The organism is Streptomyces xanthochromogenes, assembly GCF_014650455.1.
Classification (GTDB): Bacteria; Actinomycetota; Actinomycetes; order Streptomycetales; family Streptomycetaceae; genus Streptomyces; species Streptomyces xanthochromogenes.
The window spans coordinates 138,611-159,039 of record NZ_BMUZ01000015.1 but is presented as its reverse complement, the minus strand read 5'-3'; the positions used below and the strand labels follow the sequence as shown (position 1 = coordinate 159,039).

At 71.4% G+C, this 20,429-nt stretch carries 19 protein-coding genes, 2 tRNA genes and 1 pseudogene; 5 read left to right on the top strand and 17 right to left on the bottom strand.

Annotated features, from left to right (window positions below; genetic code table 11):
- Positions 1 to 277 precede the first annotated feature (277 nt).
- Positions 278 to 1,492, top strand: coding sequence for a ferric reductase-like transmembrane domain-containing protein (locus tag IE267_RS33225; RefSeq protein ID WP_189765697.1), 1,215 nt, complete (start codon positions 278 to 280; stop codon positions 1,490 to 1,492).
- Positions 1,493 to 1,520: 28 nt separating this feature from the next.
- Positions 1,521 to 3,080: an NADH-quinone oxidoreductase subunit NuoF family protein gene (locus IE267_RS33220; RefSeq protein ID WP_189765696.1), complete on the top strand. Its 1,560-nt coding sequence runs from the start codon at positions 1,521 to 1,523 to the stop codon at positions 3,078 to 3,080.
- A 154-nt stretch (positions 3,081 to 3,234) separates the two neighbouring features.
- Here the strand turns inward: IE267_RS33220 and IE267_RS33215 are convergent.
- Positions 3,235 to 3,307: transfer RNA gene (locus IE267_RS33215), tRNA-Ala, on the bottom strand.
- Between the two features lie 120 nt (positions 3,308 to 3,427).
- On the opposite strand from IE267_RS33215, the gene IE267_RS33210 reads away from it, so the two are divergent.
- Entirely contained in the window at positions 3,428 to 4,627 is a 1,200-nt protein-coding gene (locus IE267_RS33210) for a glycosyltransferase 87 family protein (RefSeq protein ID WP_229861547.1), read from the top strand.
- Here IE267_RS33210 and IE267_RS33205 read toward each other — a convergent pair.
- From IE267_RS33205 to IE267_RS33165, 9 genes are all read right to left on the bottom strand, one after another.
- A complete protein-coding gene (locus IE267_RS33205; protein WP_053726163.1) occupies positions 4,596 to 4,829 on the bottom strand; it encodes a hypothetical protein in 234 nt (77 codons plus the stop codon). The genes IE267_RS33210 and IE267_RS33205 overlap by 32 nt on opposite strands.
- A gap of 2 nt (positions 4,830 to 4,831) precedes the next feature.
- Positions 4,832 to 5,002: a hypothetical protein gene (locus tag IE267_RS33200; protein WP_167153233.1), complete on the bottom strand. Its 171-nt coding sequence runs from the start codon at positions 5,000 to 5,002 to the stop codon at positions 4,832 to 4,834.
- A gap of 361 nt (positions 5,003 to 5,363) precedes the next feature.
- Positions 5,364 to 5,436 (bottom strand) — tRNA-Ala (locus IE267_RS33195).
- Between the two features lie 112 nt (positions 5,437 to 5,548).
- A complete protein-coding gene (locus tag IE267_RS33190) occupies positions 5,549 to 6,202 on the bottom strand; it encodes a histidine phosphatase family protein (protein ID WP_167156217.1) in 654 nt (217 codons plus the stop codon).
- The gene (gene rsfS, locus IE267_RS33185; protein WP_100578254.1) at positions 6,199 to 6,636 is read right to left on the bottom strand and encodes a ribosome silencing factor; all 438 of its coding nucleotides are present in this window, start codon (positions 6,634 to 6,636) and stop codon (positions 6,199 to 6,201) included. Before rsfS ends, IE267_RS33190 begins: the two co-directional genes overlap by 4 nt.
- Before the next feature lie 275 nt (positions 6,637 to 6,911).
- Positions 6,912 to 8,669: an LCP family protein gene (locus IE267_RS33180; RefSeq protein ID WP_189765694.1), complete on the bottom strand. Its 1,758-nt coding sequence runs from the start codon at positions 8,667 to 8,669 to the stop codon at positions 6,912 to 6,914.
- Between the two features lie 46 nt (positions 8,670 to 8,715).
- Complete coding sequence (gene nadD, locus IE267_RS33175) at positions 8,716 to 9,333, bottom strand: nicotinate-nucleotide adenylyltransferase (RefSeq protein WP_100578252.1); 618 nt, start codon at positions 9,331 to 9,333, stop codon at positions 8,716 to 8,718.
- 38 nt (positions 9,334 to 9,371) lie between these two features.
- Entirely contained in the window at positions 9,372 to 9,533 is a 162-nt protein-coding gene (locus IE267_RS33170; protein ID WP_167153229.1) for a hypothetical protein, read from the bottom strand.
- A gap of 81 nt (positions 9,534 to 9,614) precedes the next feature.
- Entirely contained in the window at positions 9,615 to 9,788 is a 174-nt protein-coding gene (locus IE267_RS33165) for a hypothetical protein (protein WP_189765744.1), read from the bottom strand.
- A 110-nt stretch (positions 9,789 to 9,898) separates the two neighbouring features.
- Between IE267_RS33165 and IE267_RS33160 the strand changes: the two genes are divergently transcribed.
- Complete coding sequence (locus tag IE267_RS33160) at positions 9,899 to 11,026, top strand: M48 family metallopeptidase (RefSeq protein ID WP_229861546.1); 1,128 nt, start codon at positions 9,899 to 9,901, stop codon at positions 11,024 to 11,026.
- A 288-nt stretch (positions 11,027 to 11,314) separates the two neighbouring features.
- Here the strand turns inward: IE267_RS33160 and IE267_RS33155 are convergent, their stop codons facing one another.
- From IE267_RS33155 to proB, 5 genes and pseudogenes are all read right to left on the bottom strand, one after another.
- The gene (locus IE267_RS33155) at positions 11,315 to 12,397 is read right to left on the bottom strand and encodes an SCO2583 family membrane protein (protein WP_189765693.1); all 1,083 of its coding nucleotides are present in this window, start codon (positions 12,395 to 12,397) and stop codon (positions 11,315 to 11,317) included.
- A 241-nt stretch (positions 12,398 to 12,638) separates the two neighbouring features.
- A pseudogene (locus IE267_RS33150) lies at positions 12,639 to 13,229 on the bottom strand (SCO2584 family spore wall biosynthesis protein); the annotation flags it as partial.
- Between the two features lie 79 nt (positions 13,230 to 13,308).
- Positions 13,309 to 14,601, bottom strand: coding sequence for a glutamate-5-semialdehyde dehydrogenase (locus tag IE267_RS33145; protein ID WP_161244656.1), 1,293 nt, complete (start codon positions 14,599 to 14,601; stop codon positions 13,309 to 13,311).
- Between the two features lie 74 nt (positions 14,602 to 14,675).
- Positions 14,676 to 15,134: a DUF8830 family protein gene (locus IE267_RS33140; protein ID WP_167153221.1), complete on the bottom strand. Its 459-nt coding sequence runs from the start codon at positions 15,132 to 15,134 to the stop codon at positions 14,676 to 14,678.
- Between the two features lie 153 nt (positions 15,135 to 15,287).
- On the bottom strand, positions 15,288 to 16,415 hold the full coding sequence (gene proB, locus IE267_RS33135) for a glutamate 5-kinase (protein ID WP_167153219.1): 1,128 nt from the start codon (positions 16,413 to 16,415) through the stop codon (positions 15,288 to 15,290).
- A gap of 305 nt (positions 16,416 to 16,720) precedes the next feature.
- On the opposite strand from proB, the gene IE267_RS33130 reads away from it, so the two are divergent.
- On the top strand, positions 16,721 to 18,940 hold the full coding sequence (locus IE267_RS33130; protein WP_167153217.1) for a PIG-L family deacetylase: 2,220 nt from the start codon (positions 16,721 to 16,723) through the stop codon (positions 18,938 to 18,940).
- Positions 18,941 to 19,010: 70 nt separating this feature from the next.
- On the opposite strand, the gene IE267_RS33125 is transcribed toward IE267_RS33130, so the two are convergent.
- Both IE267_RS33125 and IE267_RS33120 read right to left on the bottom strand, forming a co-directional pair.
- Complete coding sequence (locus IE267_RS33125; RefSeq protein WP_161244659.1) at positions 19,011 to 19,439, bottom strand: GtrA family protein; 429 nt, start codon at positions 19,437 to 19,439, stop codon at positions 19,011 to 19,013.
- Positions 19,439 to 20,428: a glycosyltransferase family 2 protein gene (locus IE267_RS33120; RefSeq protein WP_167156214.1), complete on the bottom strand. Its 990-nt coding sequence runs from the start codon at positions 20,426 to 20,428 to the stop codon at positions 19,439 to 19,441. Before IE267_RS33120 ends, IE267_RS33125 begins: the two co-directional genes overlap by 1 nt.
- Between the last annotated feature and the right edge of the window lies 1 nt (position 20,429).

Sequence of the window (20,429 nt, the reverse complement as noted above, 5' to 3'; positions counted from 1 at the left end):
GACCGGATCTCTTCATCGGTCGGGAGTGTTCAGCGCGGCTCGCTAAGCAGAAGGCGTACGGCACGCATGGCGTCAGGGTACCGCAGGCCCCGCAAGGGCCGCACGGAGTACCCGTGGGGGGTGCCCGCACATGCCCCCGGGGGGTGCCCGGGGGCGAGGTTACTCCGCGTACCGCCCTCTTCTGGGGCAACCGCTCAAACCCCGTACCGGCTGGTATGGGGCGACCTAGCATGCCGCCACGGGACCGCTTTGCCGAACCATTCGGAGTCGCCCCACCATGAAACCTCGCAATCCGCTCAACCCGCTCCGCCCGCGCCAGAACGCCGCCCGGGGCCGTCCGGCCCGCAGGGGCGGGCTCTCCGCCGCCGCACTGGGCGTCGTCGCCCTGCTCATACCGCCGCTGGCACTCCTCTCGTCGGGGGCCCTGCGCGCCGCCCTGGACTTCACCGCCGGCGTCCTGTCGCTGGTCTCCCTGACCGCCTCCGTCGCCTGGGGCCTGCTGGCCACCGACCGCCTCTTCCTCACCCCGCGCGACCGCCTCATGGCACAGGCCGTCCACCGCGCGACCGCGGTCGCCTCGATCGGGTTCCTGCTGCTTCACGTCACCGTCAAGATCGCGCTCGGCCATGTCGGCCTGCTCGGCGCCGTGGTCCCGTTCGGGCTCGGCATGACCGGTGCGTCCGGCCTGATCGGCTTCGGGTCGCTGGCCGGCATCCTGATGGTCCTCACGGCCGCCACGGGCGCGATGCGCAGCGCCTTCGCCACCCCGGGCCGCATCGCGAGCCGCTGGCGCGCGGTGCACATGCTGGCCTATCCGGCCTGGTGCTCGGCACTGGTGCACGGCCTGTACGCGGGCCGCCCTCCGGCCGGCTGGGTCGTGACGATGTACGCCCTGAGCCTGGCGGGAGTCGTGGGCGCGCTGGCCGTACGCGCGCTCCCCCGCCCGGTCAAGCGCCGCATCGCCGCCCGGCTGGCCGCCTTCAGGCCGCGCACGGAGGGCGAGCGGGCGGAGCCCGCCGTGCCGCCGCGGCCCACGGCACCGCCGACGTACGAGACGTACGACGCGCCGCCCTACGGATCGCCGGCCTTCGAGCCGCCCTACGAGGCGCCGCCCTACGACTCGTTGGGCGCATCCTCTTTTGAGGCGCGGCCGACGCAGCCACTGCGTGGTGCACAGCCCCCCTATGAACTCCTCGAAGAGACGCGGCAGTTCGAGCCGCCGCGCCCCCTGTACGAGCCCCCGCACGAGTCGCTGCCCCGCTACCGTCCGGCCGCCGGGCAGGAAGCCCGCAAGGACGCGGGCACCGGCATCTCGGCGGGCTACCGCGCGGTCTCGCTTGCCCCCTCCGCTCCCCCGCCCGCCCGCTGGCCCGCGCCCGCGCCGCGTCCCCCCGAGCCGCTGCCCGCCCCCGCGCCGTCCGCGCCCTACCAGCCGCCGGCCGCCGGCGAGCCCTGGCACCCCCAGCCGGGCTCCTCGGTGGAACGCCCGTGACGGTGCCCGCAACCGCAGGAGTACGACCATGAACACGCCCCTCCCCGATGTACCCGAGGTCCGCGTCGTCGGCCTGCCCCATCTGACCGCGGGCTTCGACCTCGTCGAGCGCCTGGCCCTGCCGATGCACCTCAAGGTGCACGGCCCGCTGAAGCCGGTCGACGGCGAACGCCTGGCGGGGCTCGCCGACGACATCGCGCTCAACGGCCGCGGCGGCGCCGGATTCCCCTTCGGCCGCAAACTGCGGGCGGTGGCCTCCGCGGCGATCCGGCGCGGCATACGCCCGGTCGTCGTCGTCAACGCGAGCGAGGGCGAGCCCGCCTGCCGCAAGGACACCGTCCTGGTGTGCCGGGCCCCCCATCTCGTCCTGGACGGCGCTCTGCTGGCCGCCGAGGCCCTCGGCGCCCGCACCCTGGTCATCGCCGTCACCCGCGATTCCACGGAGGCCTCCGTGCGCGCCGCGCTCGACGAGCGGGGCCTGGCCGACAAGCGCAGCTCCCCCTTGCGTGCCCGCGTGGTCCGCACCCCCGAGCGCATGGTCTCCGGCGAGGCCTCCGCCGTGATCCGGGCCGTGGACGGCGGCCCCGCCCTGCCGCCGGGCCGCCGCGAGCGGGCCGCCGAGTCGGGGGTCGGCGGCGCCCCGACGCTGCTGTCCAACGCGGAGACCTTCGCGCAGCTCGCGGTGGCCGCCCGGCTCGGCCCGCGCCGCTTCTGCAACACCGGCGAGCCGGGCGAGCCCGGCACCGTCCTCCTGACGCTGTCCGGGGCGGTCGCCCGCCCGATGGTGATCGAGGTCCCCACCGGAGTGCCGCTGCGGTACGTCCTCCAGCTGGCCGGGGCGCCCTCGCTGCCGCAGGGCGTGCTGACCGGCGGCTATCACGGCAGTTGGCTCAACTCGGTGGCCGCCCATGACGCGGCCGTCTCGCGCGCCTCGCTCTCGGCGCTCGGCGGCGCACTCGGGGCCGGCGCCATCCTGCCCATCGGGCCGGGTACGTGCGCGCTCGGCGAGGCGCTGCGCGTGGCCGAGTGGCTGGCGGCGGAGACGGCGGGTCAGTGCGGCCCGTGCAGGCTGGGCCTTCCGGCCGTCGCGGGCGGGCTCGCCGATGTGCTGAACGGCGGCGGCCCGGCCGCCCTGGAGGCGCTGCGCGAGGTCACGGGTGCGGTGAAGGGCCGCGGCGCCTGCAAGCACCCCGACGGCTCGGCCCGCTTCCTCGCCTCGACGCTGGCCGCTTTCACGGACGACCTCGCGGCCCATGTGCTCGGCGGGGGCTGTGGCCGGCCCACGGTCGGCGTGCTGCCGCTGCCCTCGGCTGGATACCGGGAGGAAGGCGTGCCGAGCGGCGAGAAGGTGCTGGTCGACTGGACGCTGTGCGAGGGGCACGGGCTCTGCGCGGACATCGTGCCGGAGCTGATCCGGCTCGGCCCGGACGGCTACCCCCTGGTCGCGGACGCCACCGTGCCGATGCATCTGCGGGGGCGCGCCCAACGGGCCGTGCGCCGCTGCCCGGCTCTCGCGCTCCGGATCGAGCAGGCACCGGCCGCGCTCCCCCAGGTCACCCGCAAGGCTCTGGGCAGCGGCCGGAGTTGACCGGTTCTGATCATTACGCCGCCCTGAAGAGCTGAAGCGGATACGCGCACCCTGCGAGGGGCCTCGGAAGGAGGCCCCTCGCAGGGGCACAACGAGCTCAGGGGCACAACAAGAAGGCGGGCCATCCGATTCGGATGGCCCGCCTTCTTCACTGTGGAGCTAAGGAGAATTGAACTCCTGACCTCCTGCATGCCATGCAGGCGCTCTACCAACTGAGCTATAGCCCCTTGTTTGCTTCTTTGTCGTCCGGTTTCCCGCGGCGACATCGAGAACATTACACGGTCACCCCGGTGCTTCACCAAATCGGTTTCCGTTCTGTACGAAGAAGGGCTGTAACGTCCACCTTCGTGACCGTGAAGGTACTGGCGCACACCGCTGCCCGCTTCCCCTCCGTCCGCCGCCCCGTGCCGCTCGCGGCCGCCGTCTGCCTGCTGTCCTTCGCGGTGTTCTGGGCCGCCCAGCGGGCCGCCGGGGTCTCGATGATCGACCTGATGGTCTACCGGGCCGAGGGCCAGACGGTACGGGCCGGCGCCGACCTCTACGCGATGCGCGCGACCCGGGCGCACCTGCCCACCACCTACCCGCCGTTCGCGGCCCTGCTGTTCACTCCGCTCACCCTCGTCGGCGTCCCCGAGCTGCGGGCCCTGGCGACCGTCACGAACCTGGGGCTGCTGGTCGCCCTGGCCGAGCTGTCACTGAGGCTCGCGGGCCTGCGCCGGCCCGGGGCCGCACTGTGGATCGCCGCGGTCGCCGTCTGGTGCGAGCCGGTGTGGACCACCCTGCGCTACGGCCAGATCAATCTGCTGCTCGCCGTCGCCGTGCTCTGGGACCTCACCCGCGAGCGGGCCGATCGCTGGGCGGGCGCCGGCATCGGTCTCACCGCCGCGCTGAAGCTCACGCCCGCCCTGTTCGGGCTCTTCCTGCTGATCACCGCCGTCACCCGAAGGAGGAGCGGCGCCGGGAACTTTCCGCTCGCCGTCACCATCAGGGCCGCCGCGGTGTTCTGCGCGGCCACGGCGACGGCCGCGGTGGCGCTCCCGTACGACTCGTTGCGCTTCTGGACGTCGATGGTCTTCGAGGCCGGCCGGGTCGGTCATGCCGAGGACACCGCCAACCAGTCGCTGCGCGGGGTGCTGGCCCGGCTGCTGCACACCGGTGATCCCGGCCTGTGGTGGACGGCGGCCGCCGCCGTCACCGCGGCGGTCGGTCTCGCCGTAGCCGTCCGGGCCGAACTGCGCGGGGAGCGGGCCTGGGCGGCGATGGCCTGCGCGGTGACGGCGCTCCTGGTGAGTCCCGTTTCCTGGTCGCACCACTGGGTGTGGTGCGTGCCGGTGGTGGTGCTGCTCGCGGCCGAGAGGTCGCGCTGGGCACTGCTCGGGGCCGTCTTCTGCACGTACGCGCTCTGGTGGGTCCCGCACGGCACGAGCCGGCCCGAACTCGCCCAGAGCGGCAGCCAGATGGCCCTCTCCGCGCTCTATCCGCTGGCCGGGGCGGGCTTCCTCGCGCTCGCGGCGCTCAGGCCGTCGCGAAGGAGTAGAAGCGCTTGAGCGTGCAGTGCGCTTCGAGGAGACGGCCGTAGATCGGCTCCCCTTCGAGTTCCCGGTAGGTCTCGATCGGGTCGCCCTTTATGATCAGCGCCCGGGCGCATTCCTCGCACCAGTACTGATAGTCGGTGTTGACCGGATCCATGTCCCTGACGATGGGCGTACCACTGCCGCACCAGTCGCATTTCCGCCTGTGTGCACCCATGTTCAGCTCCAGCTGTGGCCGCAGGCCGTGCACACGTAGGACACTCCGCCGTTGTCACCGAGCATCTGGGCGACGTGTGCGGAGCCACAGGACGGGCAGCTCAGGGGGGCGCTGGAAGCCGAGGTCTGCGGTTCGCCGGACGCCTGCGGGAACTGTTCGCGACTCGCGGGCATCGCGCACTCCCTCCCGTTCGGTCCGTCGTCCCCCTCCGGCCGTCCCGATTCTGCCATGTCCTCGCAAGAGGGTCAGTGCTGTCACCGTACGAGACCGGACAGGCCGCCCAGGACGGACAGGACGGTCGGTGCGAAGGAGTGCCCCTGCGGCGCGCGGGCGGGTGCACGCGCCCCTTAATCGCCGGAGGGACCGGCTCCGGCGGCCGAGCGCTCAGGTCGTACGAGCGCTCAGGTCGGACGACGGCGCTCAGGTCCTACGACGGCTCCGCCCGGACAAGAGGTTTTGCCGGACAGGAAGCTTTGCCGGACAACAACCGGACAACAAGAAGATCCCGCCCCCTGAGGGGACGGGATCCGATTGTGGAGCTAAGGAGAATTGAACTCCTGACCTCCTGCATGCCATGCAGGCGCTCTACCAACTGAGCTATAGCCCCGCTGTTCGGCTTGTTCCCGCTTCTTCGGCGGTCCCGCGCTGCGAACAAGAAGAACTTTAGCCTGTGACCTGCCGGAAAGTGAAATCCGCCCGTCACCGCCTCTGAGCAGCGGTTAGTCGTCGTCGCCGAGGACCGGCTCGGGCAGCGTGCCGGCGTTGTGTTCCAGCAGGCGCCAGCCTCGCGCGCCCTCGCCGAGGACGGACCAGCAGCAGTTGGTGAGGCCGCCAAGGCCCTCCCAGTGGTGCGCCTCCAGGCCGAGCAGCCGGCCGATGGTGGTGCGGATGGTGCCGCCGTGGCTGACCACGACGAGCGTGCCGCCGTCGGGCAGCTTGTCGGCATGGCGCAGCACGACCGGGGCGGCCCGGTCGGCGACCTCGGTCTCCAGCTCGCCGCCGCCCCGGCGCACCGGCTCACCGCGCTTCCACGCGGCGTACTGCTCGCCGTACCGGGCGACGATCTCCTCGTGCGTGAGCCCCTGCCAGGCGCCCGCGTACGTCTCCCGCAGGCCCGAGTCGTGCTCGACCGGCAGACCCGTCACGGCCGCCAGCTCGGCGGCGGTGGCGGCGGCCCGCTGAAGGTCGGACGCCACGATCGCGTCCGGCTCCAGCGCGGCCAGCAGGCGCGCGGCCCGGTGCGCCTGGCCGATGCCCGTCTCGGTCAGCTCGATGTCCGTGGAGCCCTGAAAGCGGCGCTCCAGGTTCCAGGCCGTCTGGCCGTGCCGCCACAGGACTACGCGGCGGCCCCGGCCGCCCTTGGTGCCGTTCAGCTCAGCTCACCGTCCGTCTCGTCGGCCCCGGTCAGCGCGGCGTGCTCGGCCGCCTTGCCACGGGTCTTCATGGCGTCGTCCGGGAGCGGCAGCTCGGGGCAGTCCTTCCACAGGCGCTCCAGCGCGTAGAAGACGCGCTCCTCGCTGTGCTGGACGTGCACGACGATGTCGACGTAGTCGAGCAGGATCCAGCGGGCGTCGCGGTCGCCCTCGCGGCGCACCGGCTTGGCGCCGAGCTCCTTGTTGAGCCGCTCCTCGATCTCGTCGACGATCGACTTGACCTGGCGGTCGTTGGGCGCGGAGGCGAGCAGGAAGGCGTCGGTGATCGACAGCACGTCACTGACGTCGTACGCGATGATGTCGTGCGCGAGCCGGTCGGCAGCCGCCTGAGCGGCGGCGGTGATGAGCTCGATGGAACGGTCCGTGGCGGTCACAAGCAGGCTTTCGTCGGCGGTCAGATCGGATCAGATCGGTTTCCAGGATCTCACGGACCACCGACAGCCCCGAAAGCATCGCGCCGGGGCCCTCGCCCCGGCGCCCCGCAGCACTCCCCCGGTGCCCCGCGGCCCTTCACCACAGCGCCGTCAAACTCTTCACGTCAGCGCCCCGCGGCCCTTCACGTCAGCGCCTGCGATCCTTCACCCTCGACGCGCCGGGGCCCTTCGCCCGCGGCGCCCCGGGGTCCGTCACTCCGGTGCGCCGCGATCCTTCACTTCGGCGCCTTGTAGTCCTTGCCGATGACGACTGACACGTCGGCGTTGGCGGCCGCGCCGCCCTGCTTGACCGCACTGTCCGGCAGGCCGAGCGTCTTGGCGACCTCGACGGCGTTCGCCTTCTTCGACTCGTCGCCGTACAGGACCTGCGAGGCGGCCTGAGCGCCGGCGCTTCCGGCGTCGATGAAGGTGTAGCCGCCGTTGACGACGGCGACCCGGGCGGCTTCGGCGGCCTTGCCGTTGCCGCTGGCGTTCTTCACGCCGACCCGGAGCGAGGAACCCTGGTCGGCCCCGCCGCCCAGCTTGCCGCCGAGGACGTCCTTGACCACGCTGTCACTGGCCTGCTGGCTCAGCGTGCCGTCGGGCTGCACGGGCAGCAGCGCCGTCTTGTACGCGCCGATCTTGGCGTGCTCGGCGAGCTTGGCCAGGGAGGCGCCCAGGTCGCCTTCGGGCAGCGACGGGTCGAGGATCTGCGCGAGCGTCTGGACGGTGATGGTGGCCGCCTTCGGATCGTCGGAGATCTTGCGCAGCACGCCGTACATCACCGTGCCGAACCGCTGGAGCTGCTTGGTCTCGGCCTCGCCGGGTCCGCGATAGGTGGCGTAGGCGACGGCCATCTGGCCGGTGAGCGTCTGGTCGTCGCCCTTCTTCACCAGCGGGTCGCCGCCCTGCTTGGCGCCGGGGACGTCGGTGTCCGTGCTGATGTCGATGTTGCCGACGAGGTCGACGAGGTTTTCCAGGTACGGGGTGTCGAGCCGCCAGGTGCCGGTGATCTTGGCGCCGAGGAGGTTGGAGAGCGCATCGCGGGTGCCCTGCGAGCCGTCGGAGTCCACCGACTTGCCCAGGGTGGTGCGATTGCCGTCGTCGTCGGTCACGCCGAGCGTGTTGGGCAGCAGCACGGTGGTGCCCTGCTTGGTGGTCACGTTGTTGACGAGCAGCGCCGTGGAGGTGCCGCCCGCCTTGGTGTTGTGGAGGTGGACGACGATGACGTCGCGCTTCTGCGCCCCGACCGGGGCGGCCCCGTCCTTCTTGGCGTCCGAGGACGAGAGGCCGGGCAGCTTGCCGGCGAACCACAGATAGCCGGCGCCGCCCACGACGACGAGGACGAGCGCCACGATGAGCGCCACGCCGCGCTTGCGGCCGCGCCGCTTGGCCTCCTCACGGCGTTCGCTGCGGCTCTCGGTGAACTTCAGCCAGTCGATGACGTCCTCGGAGTCCTCGTCGGGCTCCTCTATGAACGCGAACTCCTCGGTGCCGGGGCCGCGTTCAGCGCCCGCGCCCTGGCCGTCCCTGCGCTGCTGGGGCACCGCGGGCGCGCCCTGCGGTTCGGCGTCCGCCGCCGCGGGCTCCGGGCCGGCTGGCTGCTGAGCGGCGCCGTAGTCGTGCCCATAGCCCTGCTGCGGAAACGCCTGGGTCTCGGTGAACTGCTGGTGCTGCTGCGCCTGTTGGGGCTGCTGGACCTGTTGAGCCTGCTGATCCGAATGCGACTGCTGCGGCTGTGGCTGTGGCTGTGGCTGTGGCTGCTGCTGCCCGTACGAGTCGTACGTCTGCTGCTGCGGCACATAGGTCTGGTCGTACCCGTACCCCTGCTGCTGTGGCTGTTGCTGCTGTTGCTGCTGCGGTTCCTGGGGCTGGGCGTACGGGTCGTACGCCTGCTGCTGCGGCGGGACCTGCTGGTACACCGGCCGGCCGTACTCGTCGTATCCGACCAGCTGCACCTGGGGCGCATACGGGTCGTACTGGCGGTCGTTCACCGGTGGCCTTCTCTCACTCGCCGACGTACAGGCGGTACAGCTGGACTCACTCGCCGCGATACAGCTGGCGCTTGTCGATGTAGCGGACCACACCGTCCGGAACGAGATACCAGACGGGGTCGCCCTGCGCGACCCGTGCCCGGCAGTCCGTCGAGGAGATCGCCAGGGCCGGCACTTCCACCAGCGAGACGCCGCCCTCGGGCAGCCCGTCGTCCGTCAGGACGTGGCCGGGCCTGGTCACACCGATGAAGTGCGCCAGCGAGAACAGTTCCTCGGCGTCGCGCCAGGTGAGGATCTGGCCGAGCGCGTCGGCACCGGTGATGAAGAAGAGGTCCGCGTCGCTGTTGCGCTCGCGCAGGTCCCGCAGGGTGTCGATGGTGTACGTCGCACCGCCGCGGTCGATGTCGATGCGACTGACCGAGAACTGGGGGTTGGACGCGGTGGCGATGACCGTCATCAAATAGCGGTCCTCGGCCGGGGAGACCAGCTTGTGGCTCTTCTGCCACGGCTGCCCGGTCGGCACGAACACGACCTCGTCCAGGTGGAACTGCGAGGCCACCTCACTGGCGGCCACGAGGTGTCCGTGATGGATCGGATCGAACGTTCCGCCCATCACGCCGATACGACGCTTCACCGGACCGGTAGGCACTTCCTGCTCTCCCATGCGTGCAGAGCCTACTGGCCCGGCTTTTCGGCCCCGACTCAGCGGTCGCGGTTGAAGCGGGTGGTGATCCAGAGCAGGAGGAGCAGGGCGAACAGCGCGCCGCCGCCGGTCAACCAGGGCTGCAGGCTTTCGTGGTTGCCACCGTGCTCGGCGCCTTCGGCGAGCGAGACCAGGTTGGCGGCGGTGCTGTGGAGGCTCATCTTCGGCAGGACCTATCCGGGAGTCGGGGCGGAGACTTCGCCCACATCGTATGCGGGCGGTCCGGGCACGCTCACGCCGACTCAGTCGTTCTTGTTGTCGTCGCCGCCGTTCGAGCGGTATCCGCGCAGCAGGAACCAGGCCAGGAGGCCCGCTCCGACCATCGAGCCGAGCAGCAGGATGCGCAGCAGCGCGCCCGGCCCCTGGCCGGACGCTGAGGCGAGAGCGGTGACGACGTCCGGCATGGTGTCGGGCATGGCAGGTCTCCTCGAAGTTATCCACAGGCCCCCGGGCCACGGTATCGCCACCGCCTAATGTGGATGTCGTCAGGGGGACGAGCCGACGACTCGAACGACAGGGGGCACCCATGACCGAGGACATCAACGACAACGTGCCGAGCAGGCAGCGGCGCAGGTTCCCCGGGATCTCCTCCCGGGCCTACGAACACCCCGCGGACCGCTCGGCGCTGGTCGCGCTGCGCAAGCTGACCGGCTTCGACACCGTCTTCAAGGCGCTGAGCGGGCTGCTGCCCGAGCGAAGCCTGAGACTCCTGTTCCTGTCGGACTCGGTGCGGGTGAGCGACGCCCAGTTCGCCCACCTCAACTCCATGCTGCGGGACGCCTGTTACATCCTGGACCTGGAGAAGGTCCCCCCGATGTACGTGACGCAGAACCCGCAGCCGAACGCGATGTGCATCGGCCTCGACGAGCCGATCATCGTGGTGACGACGGGCCTGGTCGAACTGCTCGACGAGGAGGAGATGCGCGCGGTCGTCGGCCACGAGGTGGGCCACGCCCTCTCCGGCCACTCCGTCTACCGCACGATCCTGCTCTTCCTCACCAACCTCGCCCTGAAGGTCGCGTGGATCCCGCTGGGCAACGTGGCGATCATGGCGATCGTCACCGCGCTGCGCGAGTGGTTCCGCAAGTCGGAGCTGTCCGCGGACCGGGCCGGGCTGCTGGTGGGCCAGGACCTGAAGGCCTCGATGCGGGGACTGATGAAGATAGCGGGCGGCAACCACCTGCACGAGATGAACGTGGACGCGTTTCTGGAGCAGGCCGAGGAGTACGAGTCGGGGGGCGACCTGCGCGACTCGGTGCTGAAGATCCTCAACGTGCTGCCCCGCACCCATCCGTTCACCACGGTGCGCGTCGCCGAGCTGAAGAAGTGGGCCGAAACCCGCGACTTCCAGCGGATCATGGACGGCCACTACCCGCGCCGCGACGGGGACAAGGACACCTCGGTGACCGACTCCTTCCGGGAGTCCGCAGCCTCGTACGCCGACGCGGTCAAGAGCAGCAAGGACCCCCTGATGAAGCTGGTCGGCGACATCGCGGGCGGCACGGCGGATCTGGGCGGCAAGCTGCGGGACAGGTTCACGGGCACGGGGACGCGGCCCTCCTCGACCTCCGACAAGGAGGCCGGTCCGGACGACGGCCCGACCGACGGCAAGCCGGAGCAGAACGGCAACGGCAACGGCAACGGCAAGAGCTGAGACGGCTTGGACTGAGAAGGCCAGGGCTGAGAAGGCTTGGGCTGAGGCGAAAGGCACTGAGGGGGGACAGTAAGGAGCCGGGGGAAACTGCGAGGAGCCGCGGGGACAGGAAGGCTGGGGGAGCAGGAAGGCGCTGGGAGAACAGGAAGGGCCCAGGGGCAGAAAGGGCCAAGGGGCGGGAAGGGCCCAGGGGCAGAAAGGGCCCAGGGGCAGAAAGGGCCAAGGGGCAGAAAGGGCCAAGGGGCGGGAAGAGTCCAAGGGCAGAAAGGGCCCAGAGGCCGGAAGGGGTCAGCCGGTGTTCGGGGACGGCTGGGCTCCGGAGGCCAGGGTGCCGCAGAGCGCCTCGGGGGCGGGACCGGTCGCGTACGGGTCGGTGCCGGCCGGGCCCTGTCCGCTCGCCCGCTCCCCCGCCAGGAGCGGCCGCAGCCGGCCCGCCACATCGGCCGAGCAGGCCTGGGGCCCGGCCTCGGCGGTGCTGGCCTGGATCTCCGTACGGTTCAGCCGCAGGTCCTCGCGGTCGAGCCGGAAGTTCAGTTCGCGGCGGACGGTGAACAGCGAGGCGTCCTTGGCGTGCGGCCCGTTCCCGGCGGGGCGCAGGGCGTAGACGAAGACGTAGTCGGTGGTGACGAGGAGGGCGTCCGGGCCGGACTCCGCGTAGCTCATTGAGCCCTGGACGCGGATCCGGGGGTCGGCGAGAGCCACTTTGGCCGGATCGAAGCGGACCAGCCAGCCGGTGGCGGAGTGCCTGCCGTCGGCGGCCGGGGTGGCCAGGCTCTGGTCGAACTGGGCCATCAGATCGGGGTCCAGCAGCACCCGGATCTGGCGGTCCGGGCCGCCGGCCAGGACATCGGGGTCCAGGGACGACTTGACCAGGTAGTCCTTGGCGATGGAGAGGGCGTTCATCACCTGGGCCTCGGAGAAGTGCGTGGTCCTGGTGGCCGACGGCAGATTGATCCCGGAGCCGCCGGTGCGGAACTGGGCGGCGGGGCTGTGCGCGAAGAGCTGCTCGGCGTCACCACCCGGCACCGGGTCCTGCGGGGCCAGCGGGATCACGGACATCCGCAGCGGCTCGGGGTGGCCGGTCGGGGGCGGCTCGTAGGGGTGCCGGACGCCCATGTAGATGGCGGTGCTGAAGGCTATGAGGAGCAGCAGCACCAGCGCGATGGCGGGCCTGGAGAGGACCCGCGGGGACCAGCCCGGGCGGGAGCGCACGGCCCGCGCGTGCTCGCGCATCCGTTCCTGCGCGGAGTACTCCTGGAGGCGGGCGGCGCGGACGAACGATTCGTCGAAGACGACGGACCGGTACTCGTCGTCGCCACCGCCGGGGAGACCCTCCGGTGTTTCCTCGGGTGGCTCTCCAAGCCCTGCCATACCTTCAGGGTAGGTCTCGTGGGGGAAAGGTAAACGCGCTGGTGCGCGTCAACTTCCGACGAGTTCCACCGCGCCGGTTCACGGGCTGTTCAGGGGGTGCTCAGCGCGGGCTCGAAGCCGATACCGCCGGCGCCCCGAAATCGGCCGAGGCCGAGGCGGGGGCGGGGACGGACGAGCCGGAAGCGGACTGCGCGCCCGGCGGGGAAGGCGGGGCCGTGGCGGACGGGGGCGCGAGGCCCTCCGTGCCCGGCGCCGAGCCGATCACCGGCGGGCGGCCTCCGGCGGCGGCGGGCGGAGACGGGGCCGCCGCGTTGGTCGGGTTGTCGACGTTGCTCGTGGCGGGGGGCGGCGGCGCCTTGTCCTCGCGGCCCGAGGAAGCGCCCCGGTAGACGGCGGAGAAGGCGAGGGCGACCATGCCGATACCCATGATCACGGCCATCAGCCAGGCGATGGGCCGGTGCCAGCGGGCGCGGCCCCGGTAGGGGCGCAGAACCCCGCCGAAGCGGCCGTAGGGGCCCGCCTCGGCGCCGCCGGGGAGGCCGGGGCCACCGAGGTCGTCCGGGTCGCGGCCGGGGCGGTAGGGGGCGTAGCCGTCGTCGAAGAGCTCGTCGTCGGGGGCTCCGGCGCCCGCGCGGGCGCGGGCCGCCTCCGCCTCGGCACGGGCCTGGGCGGCGGCGAGCAGACGCTCGACGGCGCTGGGTTCGTGGATGGCGGCGGCTCGTACGAAGTCCTCGTCGAACACCACGGAGGCGAAGTCATCGTCCGCGCCCCCGCGGTCGTCGTCGGGCTCCCAGCCGTCCGGGAACGGCCTGCCCCCTACGTCGTCCGGCACGCGTTCAGCGTATCCCCGGGCGGTCCGTTTGGGCAGCCGGTGGGCGAACTCGCCCTATCCCACGGAGAGTTATGAACGGCTACCGAATGTGACCGTCGCCGGTCACGATGTACTTCGTGGAGGTCAGTTCCGGCAGGCCCATGGGGCCGCGGGCGTGCAGCTTCTGGGTCGAGATGCCGATCTCCGCGCCGAAGCCGAACTGGCCGCCGTCGGTGAACCGGGTGGAGGCGTTGACGGCGACGGTCGTCGAATCGACCAATTGGGTGAAGCGACGGGCCGCGGCCTGCGAAGTGGTGACGATGGCCTCGGTGTGCCCGGAGGTCCACAGCCGGATGTGGGCGACGGCGGCGTCGAGGGAGTCGACGACCGCGGCGGCGATGTCGTACGAGAGGTACTCGGTCTCCCAGTCCTCGACGGTGGCCTCGACGACGGTGGCCTTGGAGGCGTCCGCGTAGGCCCGTACGCGCTCGTCCGCGTGGACGGTGACGCCGGCCTCGGCCAGGGCGTCCAGGGCGCGCGGCAGGAAGGCGTCCGCGATGTCCTGGTGGACCAGGAGCGTCTCCGCGGAGTTGCAGACCGAGGGGCGCTGCGCCTTGGAGTTGACGAGGATGTCGACGGCCATGTCGAGGTCGGCCTCGGCGTCGACGTAGACGTGGCAGTTGCCGGTGCCGGTCTCGATCACGGGGACGGTCGATTCCTCGACGACGGTGCGGATCAGGGAGGCGCCGCCGCGCGGGATGAGGACGTCCACCAGGCCGCGGGCGCGCATCAACTCCCTTACGGAGTCGCGGGATTCACCGGGGACGAGCTGGACCGCGTCGGCGGGCAGACCCGCGCCGCCGACCGCGTCACGCAGGACACGGACGAGGGCGGTGTTGGAGGCGTAGGCGGAGGACGAGCCGCGCAGCAGGACCGCGTTGCCCGACTTGAGGCAGAGGGCCGCGGCGTCCACGGTCACGTTGGGCCGGGCCTCGTAGATGATGCCGACGACCCCGAGCGGGACGCGGACCTGCCGCAGGTCGATGCCGTTGGGCAGGGTGGAGCCGCGGACGACCTCGCCGACGGGGTCGGGCAGGGCGGCCACGTCGCGCACGTCGGAGGCGATCGCGCGGATCCGCTCGGGCGTGAGCGTGAGCCGGTCGATGACGGTCTCGCTGGTGCCGGCCTCGCGGGCCTTGGCGACGTCGACGGCGTTGGCCTCGACGATCTCCGCGGTCCGCACCTGGAGCGCGTCGGCGATCGCGAGCAGCGCCTCGTCCTTGACCGCACGCGGAAGTGGCGCGATCTCGGCGGCCGCTGCGCGCGCCCGGTAGGCGGTCTGCGTGACCGGGGACATGTCGTCGTACGGGGAGGGCGAGGTCTGCGAAGCCATGCCCGCAGACTAATGCGCGGCGGGCGGGCGTTTCGCCCCGGTTCCACTCCCCGAGACGGTCCCGGGGAGCGGGGTCAGAAAGGGTGGACGCCCACGGGGGCGGCCGGGGGTGGTCCGTACCCCTCGGCGAGCCGCTGGTGGTAGGTCCCGCGGTCGATGACTTCGAGGCCGACGATCTCCCAGGGCGGGAGTTTGGCGGTGGAGCGGTGTTCGCCCCACAGGCGCAGGGCGACGGCGGCCGCGTCGTGCAGGTCGCGGGCCTCCTCCCAGTACCGGATCTCGGCGTGGTCATGGGCATAGCGGCTGGTCAGCAGGAACGGGTGGTCGTGGGCGAGCTGTTCGAGGCCGCGGCGGACCTCCTTCAGCGGCGCCTCCGCTCCCGAGACGCTGAGCGTGATGTGCCACAGCCTGGGGATGTCCCCGGGCTCCTCGACTGCCTCGCTCCGTTCGACGTCGGCCCCCGTCCCCACACTGGTCAGGGTCCGCTCAGCCGTCGTCCCTCGGGGCGCCGCCCCGGGGCGCGCTCGTCTCACCGGCGGCCTCCTGTGCTGCTGTGTGCGATGCGGTGCGGTACTGCGCGGATTGCCGGTCCGCGTGTACCCCCGCCTCAAAGTTGACCAGCCCGAGGCCGGGCGCGGGGCGGTTTTCCTGAAGGTGTCTGTCTTATGGCTGGACTTTCAGCCGTTTCAGGGGTGCAGGACGACCAGATCGTCCCTGTGTACGACTTCCCGCTCGTAGCCGGGGCCGAGTTCACGGGCGAGGTCGTGCGTGGAGCGGCCGAGGAGCTGAGGGATCTCCTTGGCGTCGAAGTTGACGAGGCCACGGGCGATGGCACGGCCCCGGAGGTCGCGCAGTTCGACGGGATCGCCGGCCACGAACTCGCCCTCGACGGCGGCGATTCCGGCGGGCAGCAGCGACTTGTGGCCTTCGACGACGGCCCGTACGGCTCCGTCGTCGAGGACCAGGGCGCCCTGCGGGGTGGAGGCGTGTGCCAGCCACAGGAGGCGGTCGGCGGAGCGGCGGCCGGTGCGGTGGAAGTGGGTGCCGGTGGCGCGCCCGGCGAGGGCGTCGGCGGCCTGGCTCGCGGAGGTCAGGACGACGGGGATGCCGGCGGCGGCCGCGATACGGGCGGCCTCGACCTTGGTGACCATGCCGCCGGTGCCGACCCCGGCCTTGCCCGCGCTGCCGATCTGGACGTGGGCGATGTCGTCGGGACCGCGGACCTCGTCTATGCGCGAGGTGCCGGGCTTGGCGGGGTCGCCGTCGTAGAGGCCGTCGACGTCGGAGAGCAGCACGAGCAGGTCGGCGCGGACGAGGTGGGCGACGAGGGCGGCGAGGCGGTCGTTGTCGCCGAACCGGATCTCGTCGGTGGCCACGGTGTCGTTCTCGTTGACGACGGGCAGCGCGCCCATGGCCAGGAGCTGGTCCAGGGTGCGGTAGGCGTTGCGGTAATGGGCGCGGCGGCTGGTGTCGTCGGTGGTGAGCAGGACCTGCCCGACGCGTACGCCGTAGCGGGCGAAGGAGGCGGTGTAGCGGGCGACCAGGAGGCCCTGGCCGACGCTGGCCGCGGCCTGCTGGCGGGCCAGGTCCGTCGGGCGGCGGCGCAGCCCGAGTGGGGCGAGGCCGGCGGCGATGGCGCCGGAGGAGACCAGGACGATGTCCTTCTCGCCGCCGCTGCGCGCCTTGGCGAGCACGTCGACGAGCGCGTCGACCCGGTCCGCGTCGAGGCCGCCGGAGGCGGTGGTGAGTGAGGACGAACCGATCTTGACTACAATTCTGCGGGCCTGTGCCACCTGCTGCCTTGCCACTGTCACACGGTGAAATCTATGTCAGGACGGGCCGTGGGCGCTTGGAAGTTCCAATCGGCGGACAGCCTCACGGGGGCCGCACAAAGGAGCTTTAAGCTCGAAAAAGTGCGAAAACTGGGGAACTGATGGGCCGATGGGGTGCTGAAGCCCACACGCCCCTACCGTGCGGCTTCATACCGGCCAGGCAAATTTAGCGTCAGAAGTGAAACCTCAGGAGCTGCTACGCCCTCCCTCCTGATGACTGTTCGAACAACTCCATGGCGGACGCCCGGGGGACTCGGGGCGCATGGATGCAACAAGGAGCGTGCCGGATGCCGTCGTCACCATCTCGCCGACGTCTGCTGCAGGTCGCCGGGGGCGGCCTCGTGGCGGCGCCTCTCGCCTACGGCGGATGGCAGTGGCTGGCACCTCGGGGCGGGGCGGGCGTCGACAGTCCTTCGACGGGCACGACGACGGGCAAGCCGGCCTCGGATTCGGCCAACCAGGCGTATCTGCACGTGATCGCGCACGCCGACGACAGCATCTACTTCATGAACCCGGACCTGGAGCAGTCGATACGCAGTGGCGCCCTTTCGGTGACGGTGTGCATGACGAGCGGTGAGTCGGACGGCCGCAACGCTCCGGGCAAGTCACCGCAGTTCAAGTCGATGCGGACGGACCGGCCGGGCTTCGCGCGGGCGCGGATAAACGGTCTGCGGGCCGCCAACGCCCTGATGGCGACGGGCGACGACAACAGTCCGTGGACGGTGGAGCCGGTGGAGCTGCTGCCCGGCTTCCGTTCCGAGCTGCACTATCTGCAGGCCGCCCCGCACGTCCAGCTGATCTACATGGGCCTGTGCGAGGCGCGCTATGTGAGCGTGCCGCGTCCGGTGAGCATGCGGGGTCTGTGGCTGGGCGCCATCAAGGAGCTGCCGACGCTGCCGGGCACCGGCAGCCCGGTGCGGATGCCGCGCGCCTACACGCGGGACCAGATCATCGACGCGCTCGCGGCGGTGATCGCGCGGGTCAACCCGACGGTGATAAGGACGCTCGACCCGACCCCCATGCACGCGCCGCGCGAAACGGTGGCGATGATGAGCGCGCCGACGATATTGCGTGGCCTGAGCTATCTGGACCATCAGGACCACACCTCGTCGGCGCAGTTCATGCAGGCCGCCATGGAGCGCTACTGGGGCGGGGGCAAGGGGCGTCCGGCGTCGGTGTCCAACTACATCGGCTACCCGACGAACTACACCCCGCCGTCCCTGGACGCGGCGGCCACGCGGCGCAACTCCCAGCTCCTGAACGCCTACGGCTGGGCGGACCACCGCGACTGCGGGGACGCGGCGGGCTGCGGCGACCTCAAGGTGGGCCCCAACGGCCTGAAGGGCGGCGGGGCCGGCTGGGCGCGCGGCACCCGCACCCGTACCCCGGGCACCGTGCGCTGGCTGGCGCCGCTCAAGGACGGCCGGCTCGCGGCGTTCGCGGTGCTCAACGGGGCGGTGCGCTGCTGGGTGGAGCGGGAGGCCGGCAAGGGGCCGTGGGGCGGGCCGTTCGAGGCGGTGGGCAGCGCGGGGGGCCCGCTGGACCCGCAGGTCGAGGTCGTACGGCTGCCCGATGGAACGCTTCAGCTGTTCGGTACGCGCACGGTCCTTCCGTTCAAGGGGCAGAAGCACCACAAAGAGCTGGTCTGTGTGCTGCAGACCGGCGTGGGCGCCGACGGGGTGCCCAAGTTCGGCGCGTGGACCTCGCTCGGCACCCCGGACACCGCCCCGGAGAAGTCGCTTGAGACGGGCTATCCGGCGACCGCGGTCGCCCCGGACGGCACCGTGCACGTACTGGCCCGCAACTGGGCCGGTGACATCGCGATGCGCAGCGGCAAGGGCGGCAAGGGGTGGGGGCCCTGGCAGCTGCTCGACCACCCGGCGGGCAAGCAGCCTCCGCATCCGCTGGTGGTGGAGGGGATCGACGCGCTGGTCGACCCGTCGGGCCGGATTCATGTGGCGGCGCCGACCGCCAAGACGGTGCTGCACTGGGTGTCCCCCGCGCCCGGCGAGCTGCCGAGGCTTTCGACGCCGACGGGTCTGCCGCCGTCGGGCAGCGCGGTGAGCCTGGTGGCGGACGGCAAGGGCGGCGCGCTCGCCGTCTACCGGGGTGCGGGCACCGCGCAGGTGACCGTCGCCGCGCCCGGCGGCCCGTCCGGCACGTCGGAGGCCGCGTGGAAGGTGGCCCGCCGCACACCGGCGGGCGGCTACGGGCGCGTCTCGGCGTACCGCCTGAACGGGAACGGGGCCGCGCTGGTGATCGCGGCCCGGGACGAGCAGGGCCGCGTGGTGCCGGCGACCGACAGCTCGGCCAAGCAGGCGGCCTGGGAGACGCCGGGCGTGCAGTTCGTGGGGATACCGGGCATGTCGCAGGACTCGGCCGGCCGGGCGGTGCTCGTGGTGCTCGGCACGGACGGCCAGCTGTACGCGGCCCGTCAGACCCGGCCCGGGGCCCGGTTCGGGGAGTGGTCGGCGGCGGCCCAGGAGAGCGCGGGCAGCCGCGTCTAGCGAGCGCGCGAGGAGGGGCGGCCACCGGTCCGGTGGCCGCCCCTCCTGTCGTTCCCCCGGTGTACGTCCGCTACTTGACCGGGATCTTCGGCTCGACCGGGTCCGGCTCCCCCGCCTCCTGGTGGCGCGGCACCAGAATCCGGCGGGACAGCACGTAGGTGAACGGGATCGCCACCACGGCGGCGACCAGCGGGGCGATCGTCTTGTTCATCCCGACCCAGTGCACCAGGGCGAACAGACCGGCGCTCTGCACCACGAAGTTGGTGACGTTGGTGAGCGGGAAGAGCAGGAACTTCTTCCAGCTCGGCTTGGTGCGGTAGGTGAAGTAGGTGTTGAGGAAGAACGAGCCGACCATGCTGAGCAGGAAGGCGATGGTGTACGCGACGAAGTACGGCAGCTTCGCCAGGTGCAGCAGCGGCCAGTAGAAGGCGTAGAAGGTGCAGGTGTTGACTCCGCCGACGAAGCCGAACCTGATCACCTGCCCGAGCTGACTTGGCATCAGACCACCTTGTGCTGCGGCTCGTTGCGGTACACCACGCGGCGCTCGACGCCCTCGGGCTTGCCCGGGAAGCCGTGCGCCTCCTTGACCAGGAAGTGCGGGCGTCGCTTGGTCTCGTAGTAGATGCGGCCGATGTACTCGCCGATCAGGCCCAGCATCATCATCTGGACGCCGCCGAGGCCGACGATGATCGCGACGAGGGTGACATAGCCCGGGGTGCTCACGCCGTAGGCGATGGCGGCGACGGTGATCCACAGGGCGTAGGCCGCGCCGACGCCGGCGAGCAGGACGCCGAGCCAGATCGCGAGCCGCAGCGGCTTGTTGTTGAACGAGATCAGGCCGTCCATGCCGTAGTTCAGCAGCGAGCCGAACTTCCACTTGGTCTCGCCGGCCTCGCGCTGGGCGTTCTGGTAGTCGAAGGTGACGGTGTCGAAACCGATCCAGGAGAACAGGCCCTTGGAGAAGCGGTTGTACTCGCCCAGCGAGAGCAGTGCGTCCACGGCGGGGCGCGACAGCATGCGGAAGTCGCCCACGCCGTCGGTGAGTTCGACGTCGACCCACTTGTTGACCGCGCGGTAGTAGATGCGGCTCAGGGCGGAGCGGACCTTCTTGTCGCCCTCGCGGGTGCGGCGGGCGATGATCTGGTCGTGGCCCAGCTGGTAGAGCTCCAGCATCTGCCCGATGAGCTCCGGCGGGTGCTGGAGGTCGGCGTCCATGATGACCACGGCGTCCCCGGTGGCCTCGCGCAGCCCCGCGAGCATGCCGGCCTCCTTGCCGAAGTTGCGGCTGAAGGAGACGTAACGGGTGGCGTCCGGATGGCGGTCGGCCAGGGCTCGCAGGTGCAGGAGCGTTTTGTCCCGGCTGCCGTCGTCCACGTAGCAGATCTCGTACTCGATCGGGAGGGTGTCGAGCACGCTGCGGGTCTTGGCGTCGAATTGGTCGATGACCGCTTCTTCGTTGTAACAGGGGACGACGACCGACAGCTTCATC